The organism is Streptomyces sp. NPDC048370, from assembly GCF_043200825.1.
Lineage (GTDB): Bacteria > Actinomycetota > Actinomycetes > Streptomycetales > Streptomycetaceae > Streptomyces.
In genome coordinates this window covers 1-26,751 of sequence record NZ_JBICYI010000022.1, presented here as the reverse complement: position 1 = coordinate 26,751, position 26,751 = coordinate 1, and the positions used below count along the sequence as shown (strand labels likewise).

The window sequence follows — 26,751 nt, the reverse complement described above, 5'->3', positions numbered from 1 at the left end:
CCAGACAGCTGACGGGTCGTCAGATCGGCGCTACCGTGAAACGCATGGAGACCTTCCCGAAGATCATCTCGGTGGACGACCACACCGTGGAGCCGCCTCACGTCTGGCGGGACCGGCTCCCGTCCAGGTACCGCGACACCGGGCCCCGGATCGTCCGCGCGCCGCTGAAGGAAATGACCTTCCTCGGCGGAAAGTTCGCGCCCGTCATGGGCGCCAGGGGCGACGACGGGCCGATCGGTGACTGGTGGGTGTACGAGGACCTGCACCGGCCGCTCACCCGCCTCGACACCGCCGTCGGCTACGACCGGGACGAGATCAAGCTCGAAGTCATCACCTACGAGCAGATGCGCCCCGGCTCGTACTCCGTGCCCGACAGGCTCGCCGACATGGACGTCAACCACGTCCAGTCCGCCCTCTGCTTCCCGACCTTCCCCCGCTTCTGCGGCCAGACCTTCACCGAGGCGAGCGACCGCGAGCTCGGCCTCCTCGGGATCAGGGCCTACAACGACTGGATGGTGGAGGAGTGGTGCGGGCCCGAGGCCCACGGACGGCTGATCCCGCTCACCCTCATCCCCCTCTGGGACGCCGAACTCGCCGCCGACGAGGTCAGGCGGAACGCCGCCCGGGGCGTGCGCGCGGTCGCGTTCTCGGAGATACCGCCGCACCTCGGGCTCCCGTCCGTCCACACGGACTACTGGGACCCCTTCCTGCGCGCCTGCGACGAGACGGGCACGGTCGTCGCCATGCACATCGGCTCCTCCAGCCGGATGCCGTCCACCTCCGCCGACGCCCCGCCGGCCGTCGGCTCCACGATCACCTTCGCCAACTGCTGCTTCTCGATGGTCGACTGGCTGATGAGCGGCAAGTTCGAGCGCTTCCCCAACCTCCGGATCATGTACGCGGAGGGCCAGATCGGCTGGATCCCGTACATCCTCGAACGCGCCGACGTCGTCTGGGAGGAGAACAGGGGCTGGGGCGGTGTCGCCGACAAGGTGCTGCGCCCGCCGTCGGAGCTCTTCGCCGAGCACGTCTACGGCTGCTTCTTCGACGACGCCTTCGGCCTGAAGAACCTGGACGCGATCGGCGTCGGGAACGTCCTCTACGAGACGGACTACCCGCACTCCGACTCCACCTGGCCCAAGTCCCGGGAGGTCGGCGAGGCGCAGATGGGGCACCTCGCGCCGGACGTCGTCGAGCGGATCGTGCGCGGCAACGCCATCGAGCTGCTCGGCCTCACGGCGGACGGGCTCTGGGTGCCGTGACGCCACGGCGGGCGGCCGCACCCCGTCGTGGGGTGCGGCCGCGATGCCGTACGGATCAGCCGAAGCGGACCGAGGAGACCGTGTTGTCGAAGCCGATCGAGGCGAGGTCGGCGATGTTGCCGCTCACCGACTTCGACGTGCCCTTGCAGTCCTTCTCCGTCCAGATCTTCACCGTGCCGCTCGCCTGCAGCGAGGACGCGCGGTTGTCGCGGCCCACGTTCTGGCAGCCCGTGCCGGCCAGGCCCTCCGACGGGTCGCCGAAGTTCTTCTCGTCGGAGAGGGTGACGCTGCTGTTCCCGCCGCCGCCGGCGGGCGCGCTCGCGCCGCCGCCCGCCTTCTCGCCGTTCGGGGTCACCCCGAACCAGGTACCGCCGACGCCCTGCCCGTTGGTGTCGCCGGGCTTCAGGTCCTTGTTGAAGCGGTAGACCGGCCAGCCGCCGATGGTGACCTGGAGCTTGCCGTCGTCCCGCTTGACCACGCCGACGTCGGACTTCTTCACGCCGTCGATGAAGATCCGCCCGCCGGGCGCGACGACCACAGGCGGCCAGGTGGTGGCGCAGGCGTCGTTGCAGGTGGACGTCGACGGGTTCGCGGTGTCGTTGTCGAAGCGGTAGAGCGTGAAGCCCGCGCCGTTGACGACGACCGGGTCGAGCGCGCCCGCCCGGGCGGCGCTCAGCTGGACCCACTTCTGCGGCGTGCCGGGCGCGTTGGCCCAGTCGCCGGTCTTCGGCTGCGCCTTGTTCTGCTTCGCCGTGCCGCTGAGGAAGTCGAACTCCGAGGAGCCGGCGGCGGCGTCCGCGCCGGGGGCCGCGCCCTGTGTGGCCTTGTCCGCGGCGGCCCTGTCCGCGGCCTTGTCCTCCGTACCGCCGCACGCGGTGAGCAGCAGAGCGGCCGTGGCGGTGACGGCGGCGATCGTGCCGAAGCGCTTGGTGTTCATGGTTCCCCCTGGGTGATGTCGTGTGCGTTCCTTCGCGGGGGAGTACGGGGGCGGCGTCGCGGCCCACTCAGCCGGTCATCGGTCGGTTACGCGTCCGAGACGCGGCCGGGACCGTTCGGCGACCCTGTCACCGCACACCCCTTGTCTGATGGACCGTCAGACGCAAGCATGAGAGCCGTCCATCGGTATGACGAATCGTCAGATCCAAGGGGGTCCCCACCATGGTGGTCTACGGGATGCAGCTCCCGGTCCAGTCGCAGAGCACCCTCTACGCAGAGCCCTGGGAGGCCTCGGCCGGCCCCGCCGACCTGGTGGAGATCGCCCGCGTCGCCGACCGCTCCGGCTTCGACTACATCGCGAGCTGCGACCACGTCGCCATCCCGCGCCGGCTCGCCGGGCCCATGGGCACCATCTGGTACGACCCGGTCGCCACCCTCTCCTTCCTGGCCGCCGCCACCGAGCGCGTCCGGCTGCTCTCCCACGTCGCCGTCGTCGGCCTGCGCCACCCGCTGGTCTCCGCCAAGGCGTACGCGACCCTCGACCACCTCTCCGGCGGCCGTCTGGTCCTCGGGGTCGGGGCCGGGCACGTCCAGGAGGAGTTCGAGGCGGTCGGCGCGGACTTCGTGCACCGGGGCCCGGTCCTCGACGAGACGATCGACGCGCTCCGGGCGGCCCTCGGGCCCGAGGAGTTCCCCGAGCACGCGGGCGAGCGGTTCGCCTTCAAGGACCTCGGGCAGCGGCCCAGGCCCGCCCAGGCGCGGGTGCCGGTCTGGGTCGGCGGCTCCTCGCCCGCCGCCGTGCGCAGGGCCGCGCTCAAGGGCGACGGCTGGCTGCCGCAGGGCGACCCGAGGGAGAAGCTGGCCGCGCAGATCGCCCGCCTCGAAGCGCTCCGCGAGGAGGCCGGGATCGCCGAGCCGATCACCGTCGGAGCCATCACCGAGGCGCTGTACGTGGGCGAGGCGGACTGGGAGCTCGGCCGGCGGACGCTGTCCGGCAAGCCGGAGGCCCTCGCCGAGTCGCTGAACGCGTACGGCGCGATGGGCGTGCACCAGATCCAGGTCCGGTTCCGCTCCCGGAGCCGTACCGAACTCACCGATCAGATGGCGGCGTTCGCCGCCGAGGTCGCCCCCCACCTGAGCTGAGGAGTTGGACGGACATGGGCAAGCTGGACGGGCGGGTCGTCGTCGTCACGGGCGCGGCGCGCGGGCAGGGCGAGCAGGAGGCGCGGCTCTTCGCCGCCGAGGGGGCGCGAGTCGTTCTCGGGGACGTGCTCGACGCGCCGGGCGAGGCGCTGGCCAAGGAGCTGGGGGAGGAGCGCGCGGTCTACGTCCACCTCGACGTCACGAAGGAGGAGGACTGGGCGGCGGCGGTCGCGGTCGCCAGGGAGCGCTTCGGCCGGATCGACGGACTCGTCAACAACGCCGGGATCCTGCGCTTCAACGAGCTGGTCTCCACCCCGCTGGAGGAGTTCCAGGCGATCGTCCAGGTCAACCAGGTGGGCTGCTTCCTGGGGATACGGACGGTGGCGCCCGAGATCGAGGCGGCCGGCGGCGGCACGATCGTCAACACCGCCTCGTACACCGGGGTGACGGGCATGGCGGGCGTCGGAGCCTACGCCGCCACCAAGCACGCCGTCCTCGGGCTCACCCGCGTCGCGGCCCTGGAGCTCGCGGCGAAGGGTATCCGGGTCAACGCGGTCTGCCCCGGGGCGATCGACACCCCGATGAGCAATCCGGAGGGCGTGGACCCGGAGGCGACGGCGGGTCTTTACCAGAAGCTCGTGCCGCTGGGGCGGATCGGGAAGCCCGAGGAGGTGGCGGCCCTCGCGCTCTTCCTGACCGCGGAGGACTCCTCGTACATCACGGGCCAGCCGTTCGTCATCGACGGCGGCTGGCTGGCGGGCGTGGCACTGTTCTGACGAGTCGTCAGCTATTGACTGACCCGCCGTGCGGTGCGACAGTCGGGCACATCGAGAATCTGACGGTACGTCAGAAACAACGAGGACGGTGAACCCCCTTGGAATTCGGGATCTTCGTACAGGGATACGTCGGCAAGCGTGCCGAGACCGATCCCGAGGCCGAGCACAAGGCACTGATGGAGGAGACCGAGTACGTCATCCAGGCGGACAAGTCCGGGTTCAAGTACGCCTGGGCCTCCGAGCACCACTTCCTGGAGGAGTACTCCCACCTCTCGGCGAACGACGTCTACCTCGGGTACCTCGCCCACGCCACCGACCGCATCCACCTCGGCTCGGGCATCTTCAACCCGCTCGCCCCCGTCAACCACCCGGTCAAGGTCGCCGAGAAGGTCGCGATGCTCGACCACCTCTCCCAGGGCCGATTCGAGTTCGGCTCGGGCCGGGGCGCGGGCACCCACGAGATCCTCGGGTTCATGCCGGGCATCACCGACATGAACCACACGAAGGAGATCTGGGAGGAGACGATCGCCGAGTTCCCCAAGATGTGGCTCCAGGACGAGTACGTCGGCTTCCAGGGCAAGCACTGGTCCCTGCCGCCGCGCAAGGTCCTGCCCAAGCCGTACGGGAAGTCCCACCCGGCCATGTGGTACGCGGCGGGCTCGCCGTCCTCGTACGCGATGGCGGGGAAGAAGGGGCTCGGCGTCCTCGGCTTCAGCGTGCAGAAGGTCTCCGACATGGAGTGGGTCGTCGAGTCCTACAAGGAGGCCATCAAGGAGGCCAAGGCGGTCGGTGACTTCGTCAACGACAACGTCATGGTCACCTCGACCGCGATCTGCGCGGAGACGCACGACAAGGCCGTCGAGATCGCGGTCGGCGGCGGGCTCAACTACCTGCAGTCGCTGCTCTTCCGCTACCACGACACCTTCCCGCGCCCCGAGGGCATCCCGGAGTGGCCGGAGCTGCTCCCGGAGTACAGCGCGGAGATCATCGAACTCCTCATCGCGGAGGAGCTGATGATCTGCGGCGACCCGGAGGAAGTCCTCGGCCAGTGCAAGCGCTGGGAGCAGGCGGGCGCGGACCAGCTCTCCTTCGGCCTGCCGATCGGGATCTCGTACGAGGACACGATGAACTCGATCAAGCTGATCGGCGAGCACGTGATCCCGAAGATCGACACGGACCCCGTCCACCGCACGACCCGCTTCCGCCGGCAGGCCGCGGGCGCCTGACCAAGGCGGGGCGCGGTCACCACGAGAAGCGCGGGGCGGTGTCTTCCCGGACCACCGTTCCGTCACCGGCCCCGGTCGGAGGCACTCGCAGCCGCGGCCGGCTGCAGGGCCCCCGGCCGGGGCAGTCCACGTGCTGAAGGGAACCCCATGCTCGACCATCTGATCAAGGGCGCCACCGTCGTGGACGGCACCGGCGCCCCCGCACGCGTCGCCGACATCGGGATACGGGACGGGCGGATCGTCTTCGCCGACGCGGACGCCGTCGCCCGCACAACCCAGGACGCCACCGGCCTCGTCCTCGCCCCCGGCTTCGTCGACCCCCACACCCACTACGACGCCCAGCTCTTCTGGGACCCCTTCGCGACGCCCTCCATGAACCACGGTGTCACCACCGTCGCCGGCGGCAACTGCGGCTTCACCCTCGCGCCGCTCCACCCGGACCGGCCCGAGGACGCCGACTACACGCGCCGCATGATGTCCAAGGTCGAGGGCATGGCGCTCAAGGCCCTGGAGGAGGGCGTCGACTGGACCTGGTCGTCCTTCGGCCAGTACCTCGACGCCCTCGAAGGGCGGATCGCCGTCAACGCCGGCTTCATGGTCGGCCACTGCGCGCTGCGCCGGTACGTGATGGGCACCGAGGCCGTCGGCGGGCAGCCCACGCCCGAGCAGCTCGACCGGATGACGGCGCTGCTCCACGACGCCATGGACGCGGGCGCCTGGGGCCTGTCCACCACCCAGTCGGCCACCCACTCCGACGGCGACGGCGCCCCCGTCGCCTCCCGGCACGCCACGCCCGCCGAGCTGATCGCCCTCTCGAAGGCCGTCGGCGAGCACGAGGGCACCCAGCTCGAAGCGATCCTGGCCGGCTGCCTGGACCAGTTCTCCGACGACGAGATCGACCTCTTCGTCGACATGACGGCGGCCGCAGGACGCCCCCTGAACTGGAACGTCCTCACCATCGACGCCGCCGTCCCCGAACGCGTCCCGCGCCAGCTCGTCGCCTCCGAACGCGCCCGCAAGTCCGGCGGCCGGATCGTCGCGCTCACCATGCCGATCCTGACCCCCATGAACATGTCGCTCGGCACGTTCTGCGCCCTCAACCTCATCCCGGGCTGGGGCGAGATCCTGGGCCTGCCCGTCCCCGAGCGGATCGCCAAGCTCCGCGACCCGGAGGTACGGGCCGAGATGCTGCGCCGCGCCGACTCCAAGGAGGCCGGTGTCTTCCGCCGCCTCGCGCACTTCGGGCGGTACGTCATCGGCGACACGTACTCCCCGGAGAACGAGGGGCTCACCGGACGGGTCGTGAACGACATCGCCGCCGAACGCGGCCAGGACGCCTTCCAGTGCCTCGTCGAGATCTGCGCCAACGACGAGCTGAAGACCGTCCTTTGGCCCATGCCCTCCGACAACGACCCGGCCTCCTGGACGCTGCGCCGCGAGACCTGGGAGCACGAGGACGTGATGCTGGGCGGCTCCGACGCCGGCGCGCACCTGGACCGCATGTGCGGCGCCCCGTACACGACCCGCTTCCTCGGCGACTGTCTGCGCGGCCGGAAGCTGGTCCCGCTGGAGCAGGCGGTGAAGATGCTCAGCGACGACCCGGCCCGGCTCTTCGGGCTGCGCGAGCGCGGCCGGATCGCGGAGGGCTTCCACGCCGACCTGGTCCTCTTCGACCCCGAGCGGATCGACGCGGGCCCGGCGACGCTCGTGCACGACCTGCCCGGGGACAGCCCCCGGCTCGACTCGCGGGCGATCGGGATCGTCTCCGTCCGCGTCAACGGCGTGGAGACCATCCGCGACGACGAGGTGACCGGCGCGATACCCGGCAGGGTGCTGCGCTCGGGCCGCGACACGAGGACGGTGTCCACGCGATGACTCAGCGGCTGTTCGTCGGAGGCGCGTGGGTCGAGCCCGCCGACGGCCACTACGAGGTGGTCAACCCGGCCACCGAGGAGGTCGTCGGCCTCGCGCCCGAGGCGTCCCGCGCCCAGGTGTACGAGGCGGCCGCCGCCGCCCGGGAGGCCTTCGCGACCTGGTCCCGTACGAAACCGGAGGAGCGGGCCGCGATCCTCGACCGGGCCGCCGACCTGATGGCCCGCGACGCCGAGGCGAACGTTGCCCTGGCGCAGGCCGAGACCGGCGCCACCACCGGTACCGCGCGCGGGATGCAGGTCGCCGTCGGCTCCTCGCGGTTCCGGCGGTACGCGCGCGGCGCCCTGGAACCCGTCGAGCAGGCGCTGCCCCCGCAGATCAACGAGGCGGGGCCGATGGGGAAGGCCGGGGTCTTCGGCGCGGTGGCGGTGCGCCGTCCGGTCGGCGTGGTCACCTGCATCACCTCGTACAACAACCCCTGGGCCAACCCGGCGGGCAAGATCGCCCCGGCGCTCGCGATGGGCAACACGGTCGTGGTGAAGCCCGCCCCGCAGGACCCGCTCTCCGTCTTCGCGATGGCGCGGGCCCTGGAGGAGGCGGGCGTCCCGCCCGGCGTGGTCAACGTCGTCACGGGGACGAGCACCGCCGTCGGTGAGGCGGCCGTCGACTCGCCCGACGTGGACATGGTCTCCTTCACCGGCTCCACGGCCGTCGGGCAGCGGATCGGTGAGGTCTGCGGCCGGGCGCTGAAGCGGCAGCTGATGGAGCTGGGCGGCAAGGGCGCGGCGCTGGTCCTCGACGACGCCGACCTCGACTCGGCCGTGATGGGCATCGGCACCACCTTCTCCTTCTACAGCGGACAGATCTGTACGGCTCCGACCCGGGTGCTCGCCCAGCGCGGGATCTACGAGCAGCTGATCGAGAAGCTCACCGGCTATCTGGCCTTCATGAAGGTCGGCGACCCGACGGTCCAGGGCACGGTGGTCGGCCCGGTGATCTCGGCGGCCCACCGCGACCGGGTGGAGGCCTACGTCGAGCTGGGACGGAAGGAAGGGGCCCGGGTCGTGGCCGGCGGAGAGCGGCCGGCCATGGAGCGCGGCTTCTACGTGGCCCCGACCCTCCTCGTGGACTGTACGAACGAGATGCGGGTGGTCCGCGAGGAGATCTTCGGCCCGGTCGTCGTGGTCGTCCCCTTCGACGACGAGGAGGAGGGGATCGCGCTCGCCAACGACAGCGACTACGGGCTCCTCGACTACGTGTGGTCGGGGGACGTGGCCCGCGCATTCCGTATCGCGGCCCGGCTGAGGGCGGGCGGCGTCGGGGTGAACACGATCGGACGGAACATGGAGGCGCCGTTCGGCGGGTTCAAGAAGAGCGGGGTGGGGCGGGACGTGGGCTCCTACGCCCTGCACGCGTACAGCGAGACGCAGGCGGTGGTCTGGCCCGGCTGACCCCCTCCCCACGGGGCCCGGAAAATTCTTCGGGAAAATTTGGAAACGGACATTTGGGGCGGTGCTGCGGTTCTCGCATATCGGACGGCGTCTGAGACGCCTACCAATCGGTCGGTGCGACCGGGTGGTCGATCTTTCAATCAATGCCAGGAGGGTGTTGTCGCCCTCTCAATGCAAGGTGAAGATCGACCAAAGTCCCGGACTTGCGTCCTCCGGATGTGGAAACCGCAGCACTTAACGTCCTGTTCATGACTCAGCTGGAAGCACGGCCCCAGGCCGGAGACACGGTAAGGGGCGTCACCGCCCCGACCGACAAGCACGGCGTACGTACCAAGGGCCTCGGCGGGAACTCCGTCGGACTGATGGGCAGTGCCGTCATCGGCATCTCGACCGTCGCCCCCGTCTACTGTCTGACCTCGACGCTCGGCTCCACCGCCGGCGAGGTCGGCCTCCAGATGCCCGCGATCTTCCTCGCCGGCTTCCTCCCGATGCTGCTCGTCGCCTTCGCGTACCGCGAGCTCAACCGGGTCATGCCCGACTGCGGCACCTCCTTCACCTGGACCGTGAAGGCCTTCGGCCCCAAGATCGGCTGGATGTGCGGCTGGGGCCTCGTCATCGCGACGATCATCGTCCTCTCCAACCTGGCCGGCGTGGCCACGTCGTACTTCTGGCTCCTCGCGGGCGAGATCACCGGCAGCGAGTCGATCGCCGCCCTGGACGACAACAAGGCCGTCCACATCCTCACCTGCCTCGTGCTCATCGCCGTCGCCACCGCGATCAGCTACCGCGGCATGACCGCCACCAAGGGCGTCCAGTACGCCCTCGTCGGCCTGCAGCTCGTCGTCCTCGCGCTGTTCGTCGCCATGGCCTTCCAGAAGGCCGGCAGCGGCGCCTTCGACACCGGGCTCTCCTTCTCCTGGGAGTGGATGAACCCGTTCGCGGTCCAGTCCTTCGCCGCCTTCACGGCCGGTCTCTCCCTGTCGATCTTCATGTACTGGGGCTGGGACGCCTGCATGGCGACCAACGAGGAGACCACCGGGTCCACGAAGACCCCCGGCCGCGCCGCGCTCATCGCGATGGTCGTCCTGGTCGGCTCCTACCTCGCCACCGGCGTCGCCGCCCAGATGGCCGTCGGCTCCGGCGACACGGGGCTCGGCCTCGCCAACCCGGAGACCTCGGACAACGTCTTCGCGGCCCTCGCGGGACCGGTCATGGGCCCGGCCCTCGGCATCCTGCTCTTCATCGCCGTCCTCGCCTCCGCGGCGGCCAGCCTCCAGACGACGTTCATCCCGGTGGCCCGCACAGTGCTGGCGATGTCGACGTACGAGGCGCTCCCCGCGTCCTTCGCCAAGGTCAACCCGCGCTTCAAGGTGCCCGGCAAGGCCACGATCGTCGCGGGCGTCGCCACCGGCGTCTTCTACACGGTGATGACCCTGGTCAGCGAGAACGTCCTGGTCGACACGATCTACGCGCTCGGCCTGATGATCTGCTTCTACTACTCGCTGACGGCCTTCGCCTGCGCCTGGTACTTCCGCAAGGAGCTCTTCCGCTCCGGCCGGGACTTCGTCTACAAGGGCCTGTGCCCGGTCCTCGGCGGCATCCTGCTGACCGCCGTCTTCGGCAAGACGCTCTACGACATGTGGGATCCGGCCTACGGCAGCGGCTCGTCCGTCCTCGGCGTCGGCTCGGTCTTCGTGATCGGTGTCGGTCTGCTGCTCGTCGGCTTCGTGATCATGCTGGTCATGCAGCGCAGGAGCCCCGCGTTCTTCCGGGGCGAGGTGCTGACGAAGGAGACGCCGTCGCTGGTGGTCACCGACTGACACGCCGTACGCACACCTGAGTCATGAACGCGCGAGGTGGCGGGACCCTGCCCGGGTCCCGCCACCTCGCGCGTCCGGGGTGCTCGGCCTCAGCGCCCGGGCAGGAGCCCCTGGACGGTCGCGTTGGCGGCCGGCATGTCGGCGGGGCGCTCCTGCGGGTTCAGCAGGCCGCTCAGCGGGACGACGGAGGGCAGGTTCGCGTTGCCGAGGTCGGTGGTGGTGTCGGCGACGGCCGACCCGGCGGCGCCGATGCTCCCGGCGAGCGCGAGACCGGCCAGTGCTAGGTTACGGATCTTCTTCATGCCCGACCAACGAGCGGGACCCAGGTCGGGTGGCGCCGCCTGTCGGGTGGCGCTCTTCCTAGGATGCGCACATGCATACGGAAACGATGTGGTCGCTGCGCCCCGGGACGGCTGCGGACGTGGAGCCGATCGCCGAACTGCGGGCGGCGGTGATGCGCCCGGACCTGGAGCGGCTCGGCCGCTACGACGAGCATCGGGTGCGGCAGCGGCTGCGCGACGGCTACTCGCCGGAGCACACCTCGGTGGTCGAGACCGACGGATCCTTCGCGGGCTGCGTGACGCTCCGCCCGCGGGAGGGTGGGCAGGGGCTGTACCTCGAGAACTTCTACCTGGCCCCCGAGGCCCAGGGGCAGGGCCTCGGGACGGCGGTACTGCGGGAACTCCTGGCCCGTGCGGACGAGGAATACCTCCCTGTGCGGCTCCAGGTACTGCAGGGCAGCGCGGCACGGCGGCTCTACGAGCGCGAGGGGTTCGCGGTCGAGTCCGAGGACCCGATCGACGTCTTCATGGTGCGCGAGGCGGGGGCGGTCAGAGGGCCACGCCCGCCGGCTGCCTGACGGTGACATTGAGCCGGTTGAACAGGTTCGTGAGGCCGACCATCAGCACGATCGCGGCGAGCTGCTTCTCGTCGAAGTGGTCGGCCGCCGCGTCCCACACCGGGTCCGGCACGGCGTCCGTGGTGTCGGCGAGCCGCGTCGCGTGCTCGGCGAGCGCGAGGGCGGCCCGCTCCTCCTCGGAGAAGTACGGCGCCTCGCGCCAGGCGGCGACCGCGAACAGCTTCTCGTCACTCACCCCGGCCTTCCGGGCGCTCTTGACGCCGTAGTCGACACAGAAGCCGCAGCCGTTGATCTGGCTGGCCCGCAGGTGCACCAGCTCCAGCGTCGACTCCGGGACACCGCCCTGACGGGTGGCCTTCACCAGGTTCTGGATGGCGGCTCCGGCGTCGGGCAGGACGTAGGCGGGGTTGGTCATGCGGGGGGTGATCTCGTGCGCGTGCTTCTGCATGGCGGTCGCTCCTTCGGCGGTCCCTGGCGGCGCTCTCGCCGCCTTCACAGCACTGACGGAGCGCGCGACGCGGATGTGACACGACCGGGAAAGTTTTTTTCGGCGCCTCTCCCGGCTCGGTCAGGAAGCCGGTTCGGCGATCAGCGCCGTGCCCGCCGTCCGAAAGCCGAGCCGCCCGTAGAGCCGGGCCACGCTCTCGTCCGTCGCCGACAGGAAGACGGTCTCCACCCCGCGCGCCCGCGCGTCCGCGACCAGGGCGGCGGTCACCGCCAGGCCGAGGCCCCGGCGGCGGGCGGCCGGCAGGGTGCCGACGCCGACGACCTCCGAGACGGTGCCGAGGGCGGTCCCGACCGGCTGGTGCTGCCCGGCCGAGAGCGCCGTGCCGTCCGCGTCCACGGCGGCGGCGAGCCGGGTGAGCCCCGCGTCGATCCTGGCCGCCAGCTGCTCGGCGACCGAGCCGTCCGGGGTGACCCCGAAGGCCGCGTACGGGACGGCGGCGGCCGACGCCAGGGCCGGATCACCGGCCTCCACGATCCGTACGGTCACGCCCTCGGGCCCCGGGACCGCCACGCCCTCCCCTTCGAGGACCATCAGCGGGTGCTCGTGGACCACGAGCCCGCTCTTCTCGACGGCCGCCCGCAGCCCCGGCGTCGTCTCCGCGACCCACTCGAACGCCTCGGGCACCTCCAGCTCCCGCTGACGCGCCCGCACCCGCTCCACGTCACCGAGCGACACCTCCCCGCTGTGCCCGAGCGCGGGCCGCGCGTAGTACGGCCAGCCCCGCCCCTCCCGCACGAACAGGGTCAGCGACCCGAACTCCTCGGCGCGGGCGGCGGATCGGGGGACGGTGTCGTAATACGTTTCGAGACGGCTCAGCATGCCGCCATCCAAGCAGCTGGGCGGGGGAGAGCACCTGCGGATTTCCGCCGCCCCGGGCAGGGGGGCCGCCCTGAGAGGATGGCTCCATGACCGAGATCCTCACCCCCCGCCTCCTCCTGCGCCGCTGGACCGACGACGACCTCGTTCCCATGGCCGAGATCAACGCCGACCCCGAGGTGATGCGCTGGATCGGCGACGGGGCCGTGCGGGATCTGGAGGAGACCGCCGAGGACATCGAGCGGTGGGAGGAGGAGTGGGACGACGAGGGGTTCGGGCTCTTCGCCGTCGAGCTGCTCGGCTCCGGCGAACTGATCGGATTCGCCGGGCTCTCCGTGCCCCACTTCCTGCCCGGGCGGAGCCACGAGGTGGAGATCGGCTGGCGACTCGGGCGGCCCTTCTGGGGCCAGGGGTACGCCTCCGAGGCCGCCCACGCGGTCCTGGAGTGGGCGCTCCAGGACCGCGGCCTCGACCGGGTGATCGCCATCGCCCACATCTCCGACACGGCCTCCGAGAACGTCATGCGCAAGCTCGGCATGTCCCCGGAGAGCGAGACGGACCACCCGGAGTACGGCGTCCCCCTGCGCGTCCACGCCATCGACCTCAGCGAGTACCAGGGCTGACCCGGCGGGCCTGCAGGAACACCGGGTTGGTGAAGGCCACCAGCGCGCCCGGCAGGGGCGGCAGCGTCGCCGGGTGCCGTACCTCCGCCCGTACGTAGGTCGCGTACGCGGCCGTCGTCGTCCACTCCACCGGCCGCCCCGCGGCAGGCACCGTGTGCAGCACGCCCTGGTCCGTGACGAAGCGGACCGTGGCGGCCTCCGGGGCGCCGGTCACCGCGAGCCTGACGGTCACCGGCTCGTCGGCGGGCACCGGCAGCCGCTCGCCGATCCCGGCCGTCCGCCCCCGCCCGTCCCTGACCGAGAAGTCCAGGGAGACCGCGGAGGACTCGGCGACGTACGAGCGGCCCGCGCGCAGCCCCTCCAGGATCGCGTCCCGGCTCAGGTCCTCCGCGAGGACCACCGTCTGCGGGGTGCCGACCCGGTCCGGGTCGCGGTGGGCGTCGCTGTTGCCGATCGCCGGGGTCCAGCGGCCCTGGGCGAGCGCCGCGTCCCAGCCGGCGAGGGACACCTCGTCGTCCGGGGTGTACGGCCCGTTCCACACCTCGACCGCGTCCGCGTCGCCGAAGCCGAACTTCCAGTTGCAGCCGATGCACGTGGCGTGCGGATGCGCCGGGACGACCAGACCGCCCGCCCGGCGGATCGCCCGGGCGAAGTGCCCGAAACGGTTCTCCCGCGCCCGGTAGCGCCAGTCGACGAACGTCCCCGGCTCGGTGCCGAGCGCCAGCACGTGACCGTTGCGCGTGGTGACCTCCTCGCCGAGCAGGATCAGCAGGTCGTCCCCCGCGTGCTCCGCCCACGCGCCGTGTCCGGCATGGGTGTTGTGCTCGGTGGCGGTCAGGAAGTCGAGCCCGGCGGCGCGCGCGAGCGCGGCGACCTCGGCGGGCGTGCGGCGGCCGTCCGAGTACACGGTGTGCAGATGGCTGTCGCCCCGGTACCAGGCCCTGCCCCGCCCCTTGGCCCGCTCCGGCGGATACACGGGCCTCGGAGTGGGCAGCGAGGCGCCGAAGCGGAGCGTGATCGTCACGGAGTACGTGAGCCCCTGCGGCGCCACCGTGTACGGGGCGAGGACCACGAACCAGGTCCCGGCCCGCAGCGGACCGGCGACGTAGCCGGGCGTGGCCTCGTCGGTGCGCAGGGAGAAGTCCTTGCGCGCCCCGCCGGACCAGCCCCGGAAGCCCTCGCCGCCGAGCTCCGTACCGTGCTGGTCGAAGATGCCGATGTCCAGGGCGTTGCCCTGCGTCCCCGCGGGGACGGCCGGCCGGTCGTAGCTGTACGCGACATGGATCTCGCGGACCCCGCGCGGGATCTCCAACGGGAGGTGGACGTAGTCGGGGGAGCCTGGCGGCAGCGTGCCGCCGACGGTCTCGGTGCGGTCGCCCCCAGGGGCGTCGGCCGCGTGCGCGAAGCTCACGCTTCCCAAGGTAAGGGCGGAGGCGACGCTCGTCGTCAGGAGCGTTCGTCTGGTCGGTTCGCTCATGTCCGGCACCCTCGTATCAAGCCGTGAACTCCCGGACAACGCAAGAAGCCTGACGCGTCGCACCTCTCGGAAATCCCCGCTGCACGCCCTACCGTGCCGCTATGCGGATCTCGACCACGATCTTCCTGACCGACGAGACCATCACGCCCGTGCGGCTCGCGCGCGAGCTGGAGCAGCGGGGCTTCGCCGGGCTCTACCTCCCCGAACACACCCACATCCCGGTCGAACGGACCACGCCCTACCCGGCGGCGGGCGCCGAGCTGCCGCCGGAGTACGGCCGCACCCTGGACCCCTTCGTCGCCCTCGGCCAGGCCTCCGCCGTCACCGAGCGGCTCGGCCTCGGCACCGGCGTCACGCTGATCACCGAGCACGACCCGATCGACCTGGCCAAGCAGATCGCCACCCTCGACCACATCTCGGGCGGGCGCTTCACCCTCGGCGTCGGCTTCGGCTGGAACAAGGAGGAGGCCGCCGACCACGGCGTGGAGTGGGCGACGCGGCGCGAGCTCGGCCGGGAGCGGATGGCGCTGATGCGGGCGCTGTGGGCGCCCGAACCGACGGCGTACGAGGGTGATTTCGGCGTCTCGGTACGGGCCTCCCACGCGTACCCCAAGCCGGCCGGCGGCGCCCCGCGCACCCTGCTCGGCGGGGCGGCGGGCCCGAAGCTCTTCGGCCACATCGCCGACTACGCGGACGGCTGGATGCCGATCGGAGGCCGCGGCCTGACCCGGTCGATGCCGGTGCTCCAGGAGGCCTGGGAGCGGGCGGGCCGCGACCCGAAGTCCCTCCAGGTCGTGCCGTACGCGGTCCTCCCGAACCCGGGGAAGCTCGCGCACTACGCGGAACTGGGCTGCGAGGAGGTCGTGCTCCAGCTTCCGCCGGGGGGTGAGGCGGAGGTCCTGAGGGTCCTGGACGAGTACGCCCAGTACCTCTGAGGACCTCCGAGGGGTCACGTCAGGGTCGGCGGCTCCACGTTCCGGACCGCGTCGTCGCCCTCGGCCCCGGCGGGGTCGTAGGCGCAGGACATGGCCGTGAAGCCGTCGAGGGTCTGCCAGTGGGACCACCAGGTGACGACGATCCGCTCGGAGTCGGCGTCGTCCTCGTCGCGCCGGGCCCGCAGGACCCAGCCGTCCCCGCTCGCGCCGAAGTTCGTGACGTCCCAGCCGGCCTTCTCCACATGGTCGCGGAGCCGGCGCAGCGCGGGCATGCCCTCCTGCTTCGAGACGCCGGCGATCCGCCAGTTGTGCCCGAGCCGGTAGGAGCCCTCCACGGGCTCGTCGGCGATGGACTCCAGGCCGGTCGGGTAGCAGCTCTCGGCGGAGATCGTGTTCTCGGCCGCGTGGTAGTCCCCGCCCGACCCGGTCGGCGGCAGCTCGCCGCCGATCCCGGCGACGTCGTACAGCTCCTGCGTCCGCGCGGCGGCCCGCTGCGCCATCACGGCCGGGGCCACCTCGGGATACCCCTCGTCGATCCCCCGCTCGACGGCGTACACGACGACCAGCCCGACGACGAGCAGCACGGGCAGCGCGACGGCCGCGAGCACCACGAAGAAGGTGACCCGCAGGGCACCGCGCAGCGGCGCCCGCGTGTCCGTCACGTCGTCCATCAGCCCGTCGTTCGTCATGATCACGACCGTAGGGGCGGGTGGGGCGGCCGGGCATGGGCGGCAGGGCTCAGACGGGGTGGGTGCGGGTACTCAGGGACGAGGAGGTCGAGGCGGCCCGGAGGACCTCCAGCAGCTCTGCGGGCCGGGCATCGCCGTACTCAAGGTCTGACGGGGCCTCCTGTCCGTCCGAGGTCACTCGTATGCTCGGTTCATGACGGATCAGCAGCCCGGACCGGCAGAACGGCCCACCGAGAACGCCATGCGCCGTGCCCTCAGGAGGGCCAGGGACGGGGTGGCGCTCGATGTCGGCGAGGCCGCCGTGCTGCTGCAGGCGCGGGGGGCCGATCTGGAGGATCTCGCCGCCTCCGCCGCGCGCGTGCGGGACGCCGGGCTCGAAGCCGCCGGGCGGCCCGGGGTCATCACGTACTCCAAGAGCGTGTTCATCCCGCTCACCCGGCTCTGCCGGGACAAGTGCCACTACTGCACCTTCGTGACCGTCCCCGGCAAGCTGCGCCGCGCCGGGCACGGGATGTTCATGTCCCCCGACGAGGTCCTCGACATCGCGCGGCGCGGCGCCGAACTCGGCTGCAAGGAAGCCCTCATCACCCTCGGCGACAAGCCCGAGGACCGCTGGCCCGAGGCCCGCGAGTGGCTCGACGCGCACGGGTACGACGACACCCTCGCGTACGTACGGGCCATGGCGATCCGGATCCTGGAGGAGACCGGTCTCCTGCCGCACCTCAACCCCGGGGTCATGTCCTGGACGGACTTCCAGCGGCTCAAGCCCGTCGCGCCGTCCATGGGCATGATGCTGGAGACCACCGCGACCCGCCTCTGGTCCGAGCCCGGCGGCCCGCACTTCGGCTCGCCCGACAAGGAGCCGGCCGTCCGGCTGCGGGTCCTGGAGGACGCCGGACGCTCGTCCGTCCCGTTCACCAGCGGACTGCTCATCGGGATCGGCGAGACGTACGAGGAGCGGGCCGAGTCCCTCTTCGCGCTGCGCCGCGTCTCCCGCGCGTACCACTCCATACAGGAGCTGATCATCCAGAACTTCCGCGCCAAGCCGGACACGGCGATGCGCGGCATGCCGGACGCCGAACTCGACGACCTGATCGCCACGATCGCCGTCGCCCGGCACATCATGGGCCCCTCCGCCTGCCTCCAGGCCCCGCCGAACCTCGTCGACGAGGAGTACGTCCGGCTCATCGGCGCCGGCATCGACGACTGGGGCGGGGTCTCCCCGCTCACCATCGACCACGTGAACCCCGAGCGGCCCTGGCCGCAGATCGACACCCTCGCCGAGAAGTCCCGTTCGGCAGGCTTCGAGCTGCGCGAACGCCTCTGCGTCTACCCGGAGTTCGTCGGCCGCGGCGAGCCCTGGCTCGACCCCCGGCTGCTTCCGCACGTGCGCGCGCTCGCCGACCCGGAGACCGGCCTCGCCAACCCGGACGCGACCGTGCGCGGGCTGCCCTGGCAGGAGCCGGACGAGGCGTTCACCGCCGCCGGACGCACCGATCTGCACCGCACGATCGACACCACCGGCCGCACCCACGACCGCCGCGAGGACTTCGACGAGGTCTACGGCGACTGGGGGGCGCTCCGCGAGGCGGCGGCCCCCGGCATGGTCCCGCAGCGCATCGACACCGACGTGCGGGCCGCGCTCGCGACCGCCGCCGACGACCCCACGAAGCTCACCGACGACGAGGCCCTCGCCCTGCTGCACGCCGACGGCCCGGCGCTCGACGCGCTGACCCGGATCGCCGACGACGTACGGAGGGCGGTGGTCGGCGACGACGTCACGTACATCGTCACGCGGAACATCAACTTCACCAACGTCTGCTACACCGGCTGCCGTTTCTGCGCCTTCGCCCAGCGCCGCACGGACGCCGACGCGTACACCCTCTCCCTCGACCAGGTCGCCGACCGGGCCCAGCAGGCCTGGGAGGTCGGCGCGGTCGAGGTGTGCATGCAGGGCGGCATCCACCCGGACCTGCCCGGCACCGCGTACTTCGACATCGCGCGGGCGGTGAAGGAGCGCGTGCCCGGCATGCACGTCCACGCCTTCTCGCCGATGGAGGTCGTCAACGGCGCGACGCGGACCGGGCTCTCGATCCGCGAGTGGCTGACGGCGGCGAAGGAGGCGGGCCTCGACTCGATCCCCGGCACGGCCGCCGAGATCCTCGACGACGAGGTCCGCTGGGTCCTCACCAAGGGCAAGCTGCCGACGGCCACCTGGATCGAGGTGGTGAAGACGGCCCACGAGCTGGGCATCCGCTCGTCCTCGACGATGATGTACGGGCACGTGGACCAGCCGCGGCACTGGCTCGGCCACTTCCGCACGCTGGCCGGGATCCAGCAGGAGACCGGCGGCTTCACCGAGTTCGTGACGCTGCCCTTCATCCACACCAACGCGCCCGTCTACCTCGCGGGCATCGCCCGCCCCGGCCCGACGATCCGCGACAACCGCGCGGTCACGGCCATGGCCCGCCTCCTCCTCCACCCGTACATCCCCAACATCCAGACCAGTTGGGTGAAGCTCGGCGCGGACGGCGCCGCCGAGATGCTCCGCTCGGGCGCCAACGACCTCGGCGGCACGCTCATGGAGGAGACCATCTCCCGTATGGCGGGCTCCAGTTACGGCTCGTACCGCTCCATCCGCGACCTCGTCGCCATCGCGGAAGCGGCCGACCGCCCGTCCCGCCCGCGCACGACCCTGTACGGCGAGGTGCCGGAGGAACGACAGCGAGCGGCGACGTCCTCGGACGGCCACCTCCCGGAGCTGCTGCCGGTGCTGGGCGACTGACGGGCCGGCGACGGGCTAGGGCGTGTTTCGAAAGTAGCGCCGTCTGCCCGAAGGGCAGGCCTGGCGGCGTCTGGTGCGTGCGATCGCAAGGCGGAGGGTCGCCCCGATACTGGATGTATCGGGGTGATCCCGACAACGCGGCGAGCGTGCGTGCCAGGCGTCGCCAGGCAGGCGGGACTTTCGAAACACGCCCTAGCGGGGGTCGCGCTGGGCGAAGCCGCCCTCCGTGAGGCCGAGGGTGCCCCACGCGTGGGTGGGGGCGGAGTTCGCGACGTAGGCGGCACGTGCGGGGACTTCGGCGGGCGCCGGGGCCGCGACGGCGACGGGGGCGGCGACGGCGGCGACCACCGCGAGCAGGGCGGCGGCGCGCAGGGCGTTCTTCGGCATGGTGATGCTCCGATCGGGGAGAGCGGTACGTCTACGTCTCCACGAGCATCGCCAAACCCCGTGTCCCCGGACGTCGGTCGCGGGTACGGTCCGCCTCCGCCGCGCGGGGGAGGGTGCCGGTCGGGGCGAGGACGGTCGCCCTGACCGGCTGGAGCAGTATCTCAGCCGACCAGCAGGTCCCGCTTCAGCTCCTTGAGTTCACGGCCGTCGATGCCTGCGCAGGTCGAAGACGGTACGGACGCCCAGGCGCTTCAGCTTGGCCAGGTCGTCCGCGGTGAGCAGGTTGAGGGCGTCGGAGCGGTAGATCTCGCCCATCTCGACCCAGTGGCCGTCGGCGGTGCGGTAGCCGCCCGCGTCACGGAAGTCGACCGTGCCCTGGAGCTTGATCCTCACGCCGTGGGTGCCGCGGGCGGACCAGGAGACCGTGAAGGTGCCGTCGGCGTTCTCGGCGACGACGGCGTAGGTGGAAGTCTTGAAACGTGTCACGCGGCGGATCGTTCAAGCCATTCCGAAACAACTGGTGAACGGCGGTCGAAGATGGACAGAAAGGCGTCCGATCGCAAAACGTTCTGACTCGCGAACGAGCGAACGCGGTCGATTACAGTGCTCCGAGACCTGTGCGGAGAGGGCTTTCCGGGGGAGGGCACATGACCACAACCGCTGCGGCCGTGTGGGGCCGTGCCGAACAGCAGGACTTCCGCGCCAGGGTCCGGGGCTGCCTCCTCGGCGGTGCGGTGGGCGACGCGTTCGGCGCGGGCATCGCGACCCTCCCCCTGGACGCGATCAGGGCCGCCCACGGCCAGGAGGGCCTCACCGAGCCGGTCCCCGCCCACGGCAGGCGCGGCGCCGTCACCGCGGCCACGCAGATGACCCTCTTCACCGTCGACGGCCTGATCCGCGCCCAGGTCCGCCGCGACACCGGCGCCTGGCACCCGCCCACCGACGTGCACCGCGCCCATCTGCGCTGGGCGGCCACCCAGCGCGACTGGGGCCCCGACGAACGCCGCAAGGACAACGGCTGGCTCGCCCGCGAGGAGTGGCTCTACGTCCGCCGCGACCCGGCCCGCGCCTGCCTCACCGGCCTCGGCGACGAGCACCTGGGCACCCTCGACAAGCCGAAGAACCCGGACGCGACCGACTCCGGCGCGCTCGTCCGCTCGGCGCCCTTCGGGCTCCTCGTCGGCTGGGAGCCCCAACTGGTGTGCCAGCTGGCCGTGGAGTGCGCGGCGCAGACCCACGGCGACCCGGCCGCCTACCTCGCGGCCGGCGCGCTCGCCGTCGTCGTGCACGGGCTCGCGCGCGGCGAGAGCGTGGACGGCTCGGTCCAGCGGGCCCTGGCCCAGCTCACCCCGCGCCCCGGCCACGAGCCCGTCACCGACGCCCTCCAGCGGGCGCTGGGAGCCGTACGCCAGGGGATGCCGAACGCGGTCCGGGTCACCGACCTCGGTGCGGACGAGGACCGCGCGGAGGGCCAGCTCGCCGCCGCCGTGTACTGCGCGCTCGTCGGCGAGGACATCCGCCACGGCCTGCGCCTCGCCGTCAACCACGACGGCCCGTCGGCCGCGACGGGCGCCGTCACCGGCGCCCTGCTCGGCGCCCTGCACGGCGAGACGGCCCTCCCGCCGGCCTGGCTGGCCGAACTGGAGGGCCGTTCCACGATCCTTGAACTGGCGGACGATTTCGCGATGGAGATGACCCAGGGCGCCGCCCTGCACAGCCCCGCGGAGTCCCACCCCGGCTGGCTCGCCCGCTACCCGAGGGGCTGAGCGGGCGGGCCGAGCAGGGCCTCGGCTATGCCTGCGGCTGAGCGGCGGGCTCGCCCGACGCCTGCGGCGGGACGGCGGCGCCGCCGTCCTCGTCGCCGTCCGGGTCCTGGTTGATCTTGGAGAGGACCGCGTCGCGCTCCGGGGTGTCCTCGGGCCTGATGAAGCCGATGGCGATGTAGAGGATCAGCGAGGTCGCGAGCGGCGAGACGATCTGGATCTGCAGCTCGATGCCGTCCAGGCCGTAGTTGGTCAGCCAGAAGGCGAAGAGCCCCGCCGCCCAGGAGACGAGCGCCGCCGTGGGACCGGACTTACGGAAGGTCTTCAGCAGACCCAGCATGAACGGGATCGCGATCGGGCCCATCAGGCCGGCCACCCACTTGATGACGACGGTGATGATGTCCTTGAAGGTGGGCGAGTTGACCTGGGTGGCGACCGCCATCGACAGCGCCAGGAACGCGATCGTCGACCAGCGCGCCGCGATGAGCCCGGCCTGCTGCGTCCAGCGCCGCGCCGCCTTGCTCATGACGGGTGCGATGTCCCGGGTGAAGACGGCCGCGATGGCGTTGGCGTCGGAGGAGCACATCGCCATGGTGTGCGAGAAGAAGCCGACGATGACCAGGCCGAGGAGCCCGTGCGGCAGCAGCTGCTCGGTCATCAGGGCGTAACTGTCGGAGGCGTCGGGCTTCTTCGGGTCGACGAGGAGCGGCGCGACCCACATGGGGAAGAAGAGGACCAGCGGCCAGACGAACCACAGGACCGCCGAGAGCCGGCCGGAGCGGGTGGCCTCGCGGGCGTTCGGAGTGGCCATGTAGCGCTGCGCCTGGTTCCACATGCCGCCGCTGTACTCGAAGGTCTTGATGAAGAGATAGGCGAGCAGGAAGGTCATCGTGTACGGGCCGGCGGTCGGCGCGGTGTGGCCCTGGAGCTCGGGCCGGTCCCACACCTCCCACAGCGCGCTGACGCCGCCGAGCTCGGCGAGGACGGCGACGAGCATCGCGATGCCGGCGAAGAACTGGATGATGAACTGGCCGAGCTCGGTGAGCGCGTCGGCCCACAGACCGCCGACCGTGCAGTAGATGCCGGTGATCACACCGGTGATGAGGATGCCCTGGTTGAGGGAGATCCCGGTGAAGACGGAGAGCAGGGTCGCGATCGCGGCCCACTTGGCCCCCACGTCGACGATCTTCAGGAGCACGCCCGACCAGGCCAGCGCCTGCTGCGTGGGCAGGTTGTACCGGGTCTTCAGGTACTCCAGCGGGGAGGCCACATGGAGCCGGGAGCGGAGCCGGTTGAGCCGGGGCGCGAAGAGGTGCGCGCCGATCGCGATGCCGATCGCGATGGGGAAGGACCAGGTGACGTACGAGGTGACGCCGTAGGTGAACGCGATGCCCGCGTACCCGGTGAACATCACCGCGCTGTAGCCGGACATGTGGTGCGAGATGCCCGACAGCCACCAGGGCATCTTGCCGCCGGCCGTGAAGAAGTCGGAGACGTTGTCCACGCGCTTGTGGGACCAGACTCCGATCGCGACCATGACGCCGAAATAGCCGATGAGCACGGCCCAGTCGAGACTGTTCATTGAGCCCCCTCCAGGGGTCCGGTCCGCCTTGTGAACGCCGTTCATGGTGTGGGGAGTTGCGGGCCCACGACAACGCGGTGGAGGGTCAAGAGCACGTAAAATCGTTCTTCTTGTTGACCTACATTCACATCTCTGAATTCAGATGGGGTCAAAAAGGGCCGCACGGTACGCCGTCGCGTACCGTGCGGCCCGGTCTCCAGGGGTCGGAGGGCCGGTGGGCTACCGCATCAGCTCACCCGCGTTCACGAGCAGCTGCTGCCCGGTGATCGCCCGCGCGCGGTCCGAGGCGAGGAAGACCGCCGCCTCCGCCACGTCCCCGTCGGTCGCGAGCTCGGGCAGCGCCATCCGCTCCGTGAGCCGGGCGAGCACCTCGTCCTCCGGCACGTTCTCGGTGTGCGCCGTGAACTGTACGTACGCCTGGACCGGCGGCCCCCACATCCAGCCGGGCAGCACGGTGTTGACCCGGATCCGGTGCGGGCCGAGCTCGCGGGCCAGCGAGTACATCGCCGAGGTCAGCGCCCCCTTCGAAGCCGCGTACGCCGCCTGCCGGACCTGCGAGGGCGCGGCCACCGCCGACTGCGTACCGATGAGGACCACCGAGCCGCCGCCCTCCTTCAGCGCCGGCAGGCAGGCCCGGGTCATCCGCAGCGTGCCGAGCAGATTGACGTCCAGGACGCCCTGCCAGGTGGCGAAGTCGGCGTCTTCCAGGCCGCCGAAGTAGCTGTCCCAGGCGGCGACATGGACGACGGCGTCGATCCCGCCGAACCGCTCGACCGCGAGCGCGGCGAGGGCCTCGCACTGCGCCTCGTTGGTGATGTCCGTGGCGCGCAGGGCGGTGTGACGGCCCTCCGGGTCGATCTCCGCCGCCGACTTGGCGAGGTTGGCCTCGGTACGGGCGCCGAGGACCGCGTTGCCCCCGTCGCGTACGACGGTCTCGGCGACCCGGTGCCCGAGCCCGGCGCCGACCCCCGACACGATCACGGTCTTTCCCTGGAGCAGCATCCGGGTGCCTCCCGACTCTGGCGATCGATCTGACGACCCGTCAGAGTAGGAGCCCCCAGAGGACAAGGGAAGGGGTACGGGCATGGACAGTGCGACAGGCGCGGAGACGGCGGAGACGTACGCGGAGCTTGCGGCGGTCGGACCGTACGGGGTGCGCCCCGGCCACGCGCTGATCACGATGGTGGAGCCGCACCCGGGCCACGAGTACGCCTACAACCGCTGGTACGAGGACGACCACTACTACGCGGGCGCGATGGCGATGCCCTGGATGTACGCGGGCCGCCGTTGGGTCGCCACCCGGGCGCTCCAGGAGCTGCGGGGCCCGGAGAAGTCCGCGGTCGCCCAGCCCGTCACGGCCGGCTGCTACCTCTCCACGTACTGGGTCACCGAAGGCCGCTACGACGAGCACATGAAGTGGACCGTCGGCATCAACAAGCGGCTGAACCGCGACGCCCGCGTCTACCGCGACCGTACGCACGTCTTCACGTCCTTCCAGGACCACGAGGCGACCGTGTACCGGGACGGGGCGGCCGGTCCGCGCGACTTCCACGCCCTCGACCACCCGTACCAGGGCCTGATCCTCCAGGTGATCGACGCGCAGGGCCCGGAGGCCCGGGCGGAGCTGCTCGAACGGCTCGTCGCGAGCGAACTGCCGAGGCGCCTCGCGGGCTCCCCGGCCGCGATGGTCACGGTCTTCCGCCCGACGCCGCTGCCGGGGGACCGGATGACCTACGTGAAGCAGGTCGAGGGGGTCGACACCCGGCTGACCCTGCTGTGGTTCCTGGAGCGCGACCCGCGCGCCTGCTGGGCGGAGCACTTCGCCGACCTGGAGGCGGTGGGCGGTGAGACGGGCCGGGTGGAGCTGGTGGCGCCGTTCATCCCGACGGTCCCGGGCACGGACCGGTACGTGGACGAGCTGCGCTGAGGGGGGGGTGGGGGAGGGGCCTGGAAACAGGCCGAGCCCCCTCGGCCAGGACGGCGAACCGGTCGAGAGGGCTCTTTCCTTGGGTACTGCTGGTGGTGCGCGTACTGCGGGTGGTGCTGGTGGAGCTTGTACTGCTGTCGTGCTGGTCGTGCTGGTCGTGCTGGTCGTGCTGTACGGGGCTGTGCGGTGCTCATCCCCTGGCTCAGAGAGCCCTGTTGCTCACTTCGCCGACGAAGGCGTTCCACGACGCCGAGCCGAAAGCGATGGACGGACCCTCGGGGGCCTTGGAGTCCCGGACCGCGATCGCCGCGACGACGGGCGACTTGACTTCGACGCAAGCCCCGTTGCCGCCGGAATAGGAGGACTTCGTCCAGGTGTCCGTAGCGCCCTGAATAATGGCCATGTTCTTCACTCCGGTTCTGCAAGTAGTGTGTCGCGCCAACCTTCATGCTGGCGTGATCGACGCTACTCGTCGGCCCCGGTGCGTGGGGGCGGCGTTCACCCGACCGGATGGCATATTCCAAGTGAGCTTCCGTTGGAGGGAGTCGGCGGTGTACCGTACCGGCCTCTTCTCCCGGGGCCCGGCCGAATAGCCGCTTTCAGCCCCGAATCGGAGAATTGGGATCAGCCGGCCGCGTAGGACTTGGCGATGTCCGAAATGAACTCCCGGGTCTGCTCGACATTCAGCGCCTGCGCCCGCAGGTGTTCGTACATCACGCTGTACTTGGCGACGTCCTGGGCCTTCTCCAGATACAGGTCGCTCGTGACGCCCTCGATGTAGACGACGCTGGAGTCGGACGTGTCCGGGAATTCCAGGATCGCGTAATGCCCGCTGATGCCGGGGTGCGCGCCCATCTCGAAGGGCAGCACCTGCACGGTGACGTGCGGCAGGTGCGACTGCTCCACCAGGTGCTCCAACTGCTGGATCATCAGCTGCTTGTTGCCGACGACGCGGCGCAGCGCGCCCTCGTCGATGACCGCCCACAGCCGCAGCGGACGATCCTCGTCCTTGATCCGGTCCTGGCGCCGGGTACGGACGGAGACGCGCTTGTCGATGTCCGTCGGCGTCGACTCCGGCAGCGCGCCGCTGATCACGGCCTCCGCGTAGCCGTGGGTCTGCAGCAGGCCGGGGATGATCTGCGGCTCGTACACCCGCAGGCTCTCCGCGTCCGTCTCCAGGCCGATGTAGACGCTGTACGGGATGTCGCCGAACGCGTGCCACCAGCCCTGCTGGCGCGAGTCCTTGGCCATTTGCATCAGCGACTCGACGACGCGCTCGTCCTCGACCTCGTACACCCCGCAGAGATCACGGACGTCGCGCTGGCTGATCGACCGGCGACCGTTCTCCAGTCGGCTGATCTTGGACTGCGACACCAGAAGACGCTCGGCCACCTGCTCGGCGGTCATGTTCTTCTGCTCCCGGAGCCGGCGCAACTCCTGGCCCAATCGGCGTCGCCTGACGGTGGGGTTGACGTTGGACGCCACGGAAACTGCACCTCCGGCTGTCGGCTGCGTAGCTGTGAGTATCTACTGCTTGGCAGACTGCCACCAATGGTGTGGTGTGCGCTGGGAAATGACCACAACGTGCGCGGGCGCACGTGTTTGAACGAGCGTGTGGTGACGCACGTGTGTGGACGCACGTGTGTGGACGTACGTGTGTGGACGTACGTGTGTGGGGCGGTCGTGATGACCGCCCCACACACGACTGTGCGGCTCCCGGAACGGGTTCTTGGTGCTGCGTGCTCAGTGCACGGCGGCGCGGACCATGCTGCCGCGACGCGGCTGCTGCGGGACGCCACCCGTGCTCGGTGGTGCGCTGCGGCGTGGCTGGGCGGCCACGCCGTTCTGGACGTCCATCACGGCGTGCGCCACGAGTCCGCCCATGGGGTCGTGCCGGATCAGATCGCGCAGTCG

At 71.1% G+C, this 26,751-nt stretch carries 25 protein-coding genes; 13 read left to right on the top strand and 12 right to left on the bottom strand.

What is annotated here, in order from left to right; all coding sequences use genetic code 11:
- Positions 1-44: 44 nt before the first annotated feature.
- Positions 45-1,262: an amidohydrolase family protein gene (locus ACGFYP_RS33010; protein WP_393501525.1), complete on the top strand. Its 1,218-nt coding sequence runs from the start codon at positions 45-47 to the stop codon at positions 1,260-1,262.
- Between the two features lie 55 nt (positions 1,263-1,317).
- On the opposite strand, the gene ACGFYP_RS33005 is transcribed toward ACGFYP_RS33010, so the two are convergent.
- Positions 1,318-2,199, bottom strand: coding sequence for a hypothetical protein (locus tag ACGFYP_RS33005; RefSeq protein WP_393501522.1), 882 nt, complete (start codon positions 2,197-2,199; stop codon positions 1,318-1,320).
- A 221-nt stretch (positions 2,200-2,420) separates the two neighbouring features.
- On the opposite strand from ACGFYP_RS33005, the gene ACGFYP_RS33000 reads away from it, so the two are divergent.
- The 6 genes from ACGFYP_RS33000 to ACGFYP_RS32975 all read left to right on the top strand — a co-directional run bounded on the left by ACGFYP_RS33000 (position 2,421) and on the right by ACGFYP_RS32975 (position 10,486).
- Positions 2,421-3,341, top strand: coding sequence for a TIGR03619 family F420-dependent LLM class oxidoreductase (locus ACGFYP_RS33000; RefSeq protein WP_393501519.1), 921 nt, complete (start codon positions 2,421-2,423; stop codon positions 3,339-3,341).
- Positions 3,342-3,355: 14 nt separating this feature from the next.
- The gene (locus ACGFYP_RS32995) at positions 3,356-4,117 is read left to right on the top strand and encodes an SDR family NAD(P)-dependent oxidoreductase (RefSeq protein WP_393501516.1); all 762 of its coding nucleotides are present in this window, start codon (positions 3,356-3,358) and stop codon (positions 4,115-4,117) included.
- A 98-nt stretch (positions 4,118-4,215) separates the two neighbouring features.
- A complete protein-coding gene (locus ACGFYP_RS32990) occupies positions 4,216-5,343 on the top strand; it encodes an LLM class flavin-dependent oxidoreductase (protein WP_393501513.1) in 1,128 nt (375 codons plus the stop codon).
- A gap of 147 nt (positions 5,344-5,490) precedes the next feature.
- On the top strand, positions 5,491-7,218 hold the full coding sequence (locus ACGFYP_RS32985) for an amidohydrolase family protein (protein WP_393501510.1): 1,728 nt from the start codon (positions 5,491-5,493) through the stop codon (positions 7,216-7,218).
- Positions 7,215-8,666, top strand: coding sequence for an aldehyde dehydrogenase family protein (locus tag ACGFYP_RS32980; protein ID WP_393501507.1), 1,452 nt, complete (start codon positions 7,215-7,217; stop codon positions 8,664-8,666). The genes ACGFYP_RS32985 and ACGFYP_RS32980 overlap by 4 nt, the downstream gene beginning before the upstream one ends.
- A gap of 248 nt (positions 8,667-8,914) precedes the next feature.
- Positions 8,915-10,486 (top strand): APC family permease, encoded by a 1,572-nt coding sequence (locus ACGFYP_RS32975; protein ID WP_393501504.1) that lies wholly within the window; start codon positions 8,915-8,917, stop codon positions 10,484-10,486.
- An 89-nt stretch (positions 10,487-10,575) separates the two neighbouring features.
- On the opposite strand, the gene ACGFYP_RS32970 is transcribed toward ACGFYP_RS32975, so the two are convergent.
- Positions 10,576-10,788 carry a hypothetical protein gene (locus tag ACGFYP_RS32970; RefSeq protein ID WP_361964507.1) on the bottom strand — a complete coding sequence of 71 codons (213 nt, stop codon included), beginning with the start codon at positions 10,786-10,788 and terminating at the stop codon, positions 10,576-10,578.
- A 71-nt stretch (positions 10,789-10,859) separates the two neighbouring features.
- Here ACGFYP_RS32970 and ACGFYP_RS32965 point away from each other — a divergent pair, with 71 nt between their 5' ends.
- Positions 10,860-11,345: a GNAT family N-acetyltransferase gene (locus ACGFYP_RS32965; protein ID WP_393501500.1), complete on the top strand. Its 486-nt coding sequence runs from the start codon at positions 10,860-10,862 to the stop codon at positions 11,343-11,345.
- On the opposite strand, the gene ACGFYP_RS32960 is transcribed toward ACGFYP_RS32965, so the two are convergent.
- A complete protein-coding gene (locus tag ACGFYP_RS32960) occupies positions 11,317-11,793 on the bottom strand; it encodes a carboxymuconolactone decarboxylase family protein (protein ID WP_361964503.1) in 477 nt (158 codons plus the stop codon). The genes ACGFYP_RS32965 and ACGFYP_RS32960 overlap by 29 nt on opposite strands.
- Positions 11,794-11,913: 120 nt before the next feature.
- A complete protein-coding gene (locus tag ACGFYP_RS32955) occupies positions 11,914-12,672 on the bottom strand; it encodes a GNAT family N-acetyltransferase (RefSeq protein WP_393501496.1) in 759 nt (252 codons plus the stop codon).
- An 86-nt stretch (positions 12,673-12,758) separates the two neighbouring features.
- Here ACGFYP_RS32955 and ACGFYP_RS32950 point away from each other — a divergent pair, with 86 nt between their 5' ends.
- Positions 12,759-13,292, top strand: a complete 534-nt coding sequence (locus tag ACGFYP_RS32950; protein ID WP_393501493.1) for a GNAT family N-acetyltransferase — start codon at positions 12,759-12,761, stop codon at positions 13,290-13,292.
- Here ACGFYP_RS32950 and ACGFYP_RS32945 read toward each other — a convergent pair.
- Entirely contained in the window at positions 13,273-14,769 is a 1,497-nt protein-coding gene (locus ACGFYP_RS32945) for a CehA/McbA family metallohydrolase (RefSeq protein WP_393501490.1), read from the bottom strand. The genes ACGFYP_RS32950 and ACGFYP_RS32945 overlap by 20 nt on opposite strands.
- Before the next feature lie 101 nt (positions 14,770-14,870).
- Between ACGFYP_RS32945 and ACGFYP_RS32940 the strand changes: the two genes are divergently transcribed.
- Positions 14,871-15,704 (top strand): LLM class F420-dependent oxidoreductase, encoded by an 834-nt coding sequence (locus ACGFYP_RS32940; RefSeq protein ID WP_393501487.1) that lies wholly within the window; start codon positions 14,871-14,873, stop codon positions 15,702-15,704.
- Positions 15,705-15,718: 14 nt separating this feature from the next.
- Here the strand turns inward: ACGFYP_RS32940 and ACGFYP_RS32935 are convergent, their stop codons facing one another.
- Entirely contained in the window at positions 15,719-16,393 is a 675-nt protein-coding gene (locus ACGFYP_RS32935) for a hypothetical protein (RefSeq protein WP_393501484.1), read from the bottom strand.
- 193 nt (positions 16,394-16,586) lie between these two features.
- Between ACGFYP_RS32935 and ACGFYP_RS32930 the strand changes: the two genes are divergently transcribed.
- Positions 16,587-19,178 (top strand): bifunctional FO biosynthesis protein CofGH, encoded by a 2,592-nt coding sequence (locus ACGFYP_RS32930; protein WP_393501481.1) that lies wholly within the window; start codon positions 16,587-16,589, stop codon positions 19,176-19,178.
- A gap of 192 nt (positions 19,179-19,370) precedes the next feature.
- Here ACGFYP_RS32930 and ACGFYP_RS32925 read toward each other — a convergent pair whose 3' ends face one another.
- Positions 19,371-19,565 carry a hypothetical protein gene (locus ACGFYP_RS32925; RefSeq protein ID WP_393501478.1) on the bottom strand — a complete coding sequence of 65 codons (195 nt, stop codon included), beginning with the start codon at positions 19,563-19,565 and terminating at the stop codon, positions 19,371-19,373.
- A gap of 198 nt (positions 19,566-19,763) precedes the next feature.
- On the bottom strand, positions 19,764-20,051 hold the full coding sequence (locus tag ACGFYP_RS32920) for a tyrosine-protein phosphatase (protein ID WP_393501476.1): 288 nt from the start codon (positions 20,049-20,051) through the stop codon (positions 19,764-19,766).
- A gap of 161 nt (positions 20,052-20,212) precedes the next feature.
- On the opposite strand from ACGFYP_RS32920, the gene ACGFYP_RS32915 reads away from it, so the two are divergent.
- Positions 20,213-21,331, top strand: coding sequence for an ADP-ribosylglycohydrolase family protein (locus tag ACGFYP_RS32915; protein WP_393501473.1), 1,119 nt, complete (start codon positions 20,213-20,215; stop codon positions 21,329-21,331).
- Between the two features lie 25 nt (positions 21,332-21,356).
- Here the strand turns inward: ACGFYP_RS32915 and ACGFYP_RS32910 are convergent, their stop codons facing one another.
- Together ACGFYP_RS32910 and ACGFYP_RS32905 are read right to left on the bottom strand one after the other, a co-directional pair.
- Positions 21,357-22,910, bottom strand: coding sequence for a sodium:solute symporter family protein (locus ACGFYP_RS32910; protein ID WP_393501470.1), 1,554 nt, complete (start codon positions 22,908-22,910; stop codon positions 21,357-21,359).
- Between the two features lie 219 nt (positions 22,911-23,129).
- Positions 23,130-23,912, bottom strand: coding sequence for an SDR family oxidoreductase (locus ACGFYP_RS32905; RefSeq protein ID WP_393501467.1), 783 nt, complete (start codon positions 23,910-23,912; stop codon positions 23,130-23,132).
- 82 nt (positions 23,913-23,994) lie between these two features.
- On the opposite strand from ACGFYP_RS32905, the gene ACGFYP_RS32900 reads away from it, so the two are divergent.
- Complete coding sequence (locus ACGFYP_RS32900; protein ID WP_393501464.1) at positions 23,995-24,837, top strand: hypothetical protein; 843 nt, start codon at positions 23,995-23,997, stop codon at positions 24,835-24,837.
- A gap of 202 nt (positions 24,838-25,039) precedes the next feature.
- Here ACGFYP_RS32900 and ACGFYP_RS32895 read toward each other — a convergent pair whose 3' ends face one another.
- Complete coding sequence (locus tag ACGFYP_RS32895; RefSeq protein ID WP_361964477.1) at positions 25,040-25,240, bottom strand: DUF397 domain-containing protein; 201 nt, start codon at positions 25,238-25,240, stop codon at positions 25,040-25,042.
- Between the two features lie 221 nt (positions 25,241-25,461).
- Entirely contained in the window at positions 25,462-26,322 is an 861-nt protein-coding gene (locus ACGFYP_RS32890; protein WP_361964475.1) for a helix-turn-helix transcriptional regulator, read from the bottom strand.
- Between the last annotated feature and the right edge of the window lie 429 nt (positions 26,323-26,751).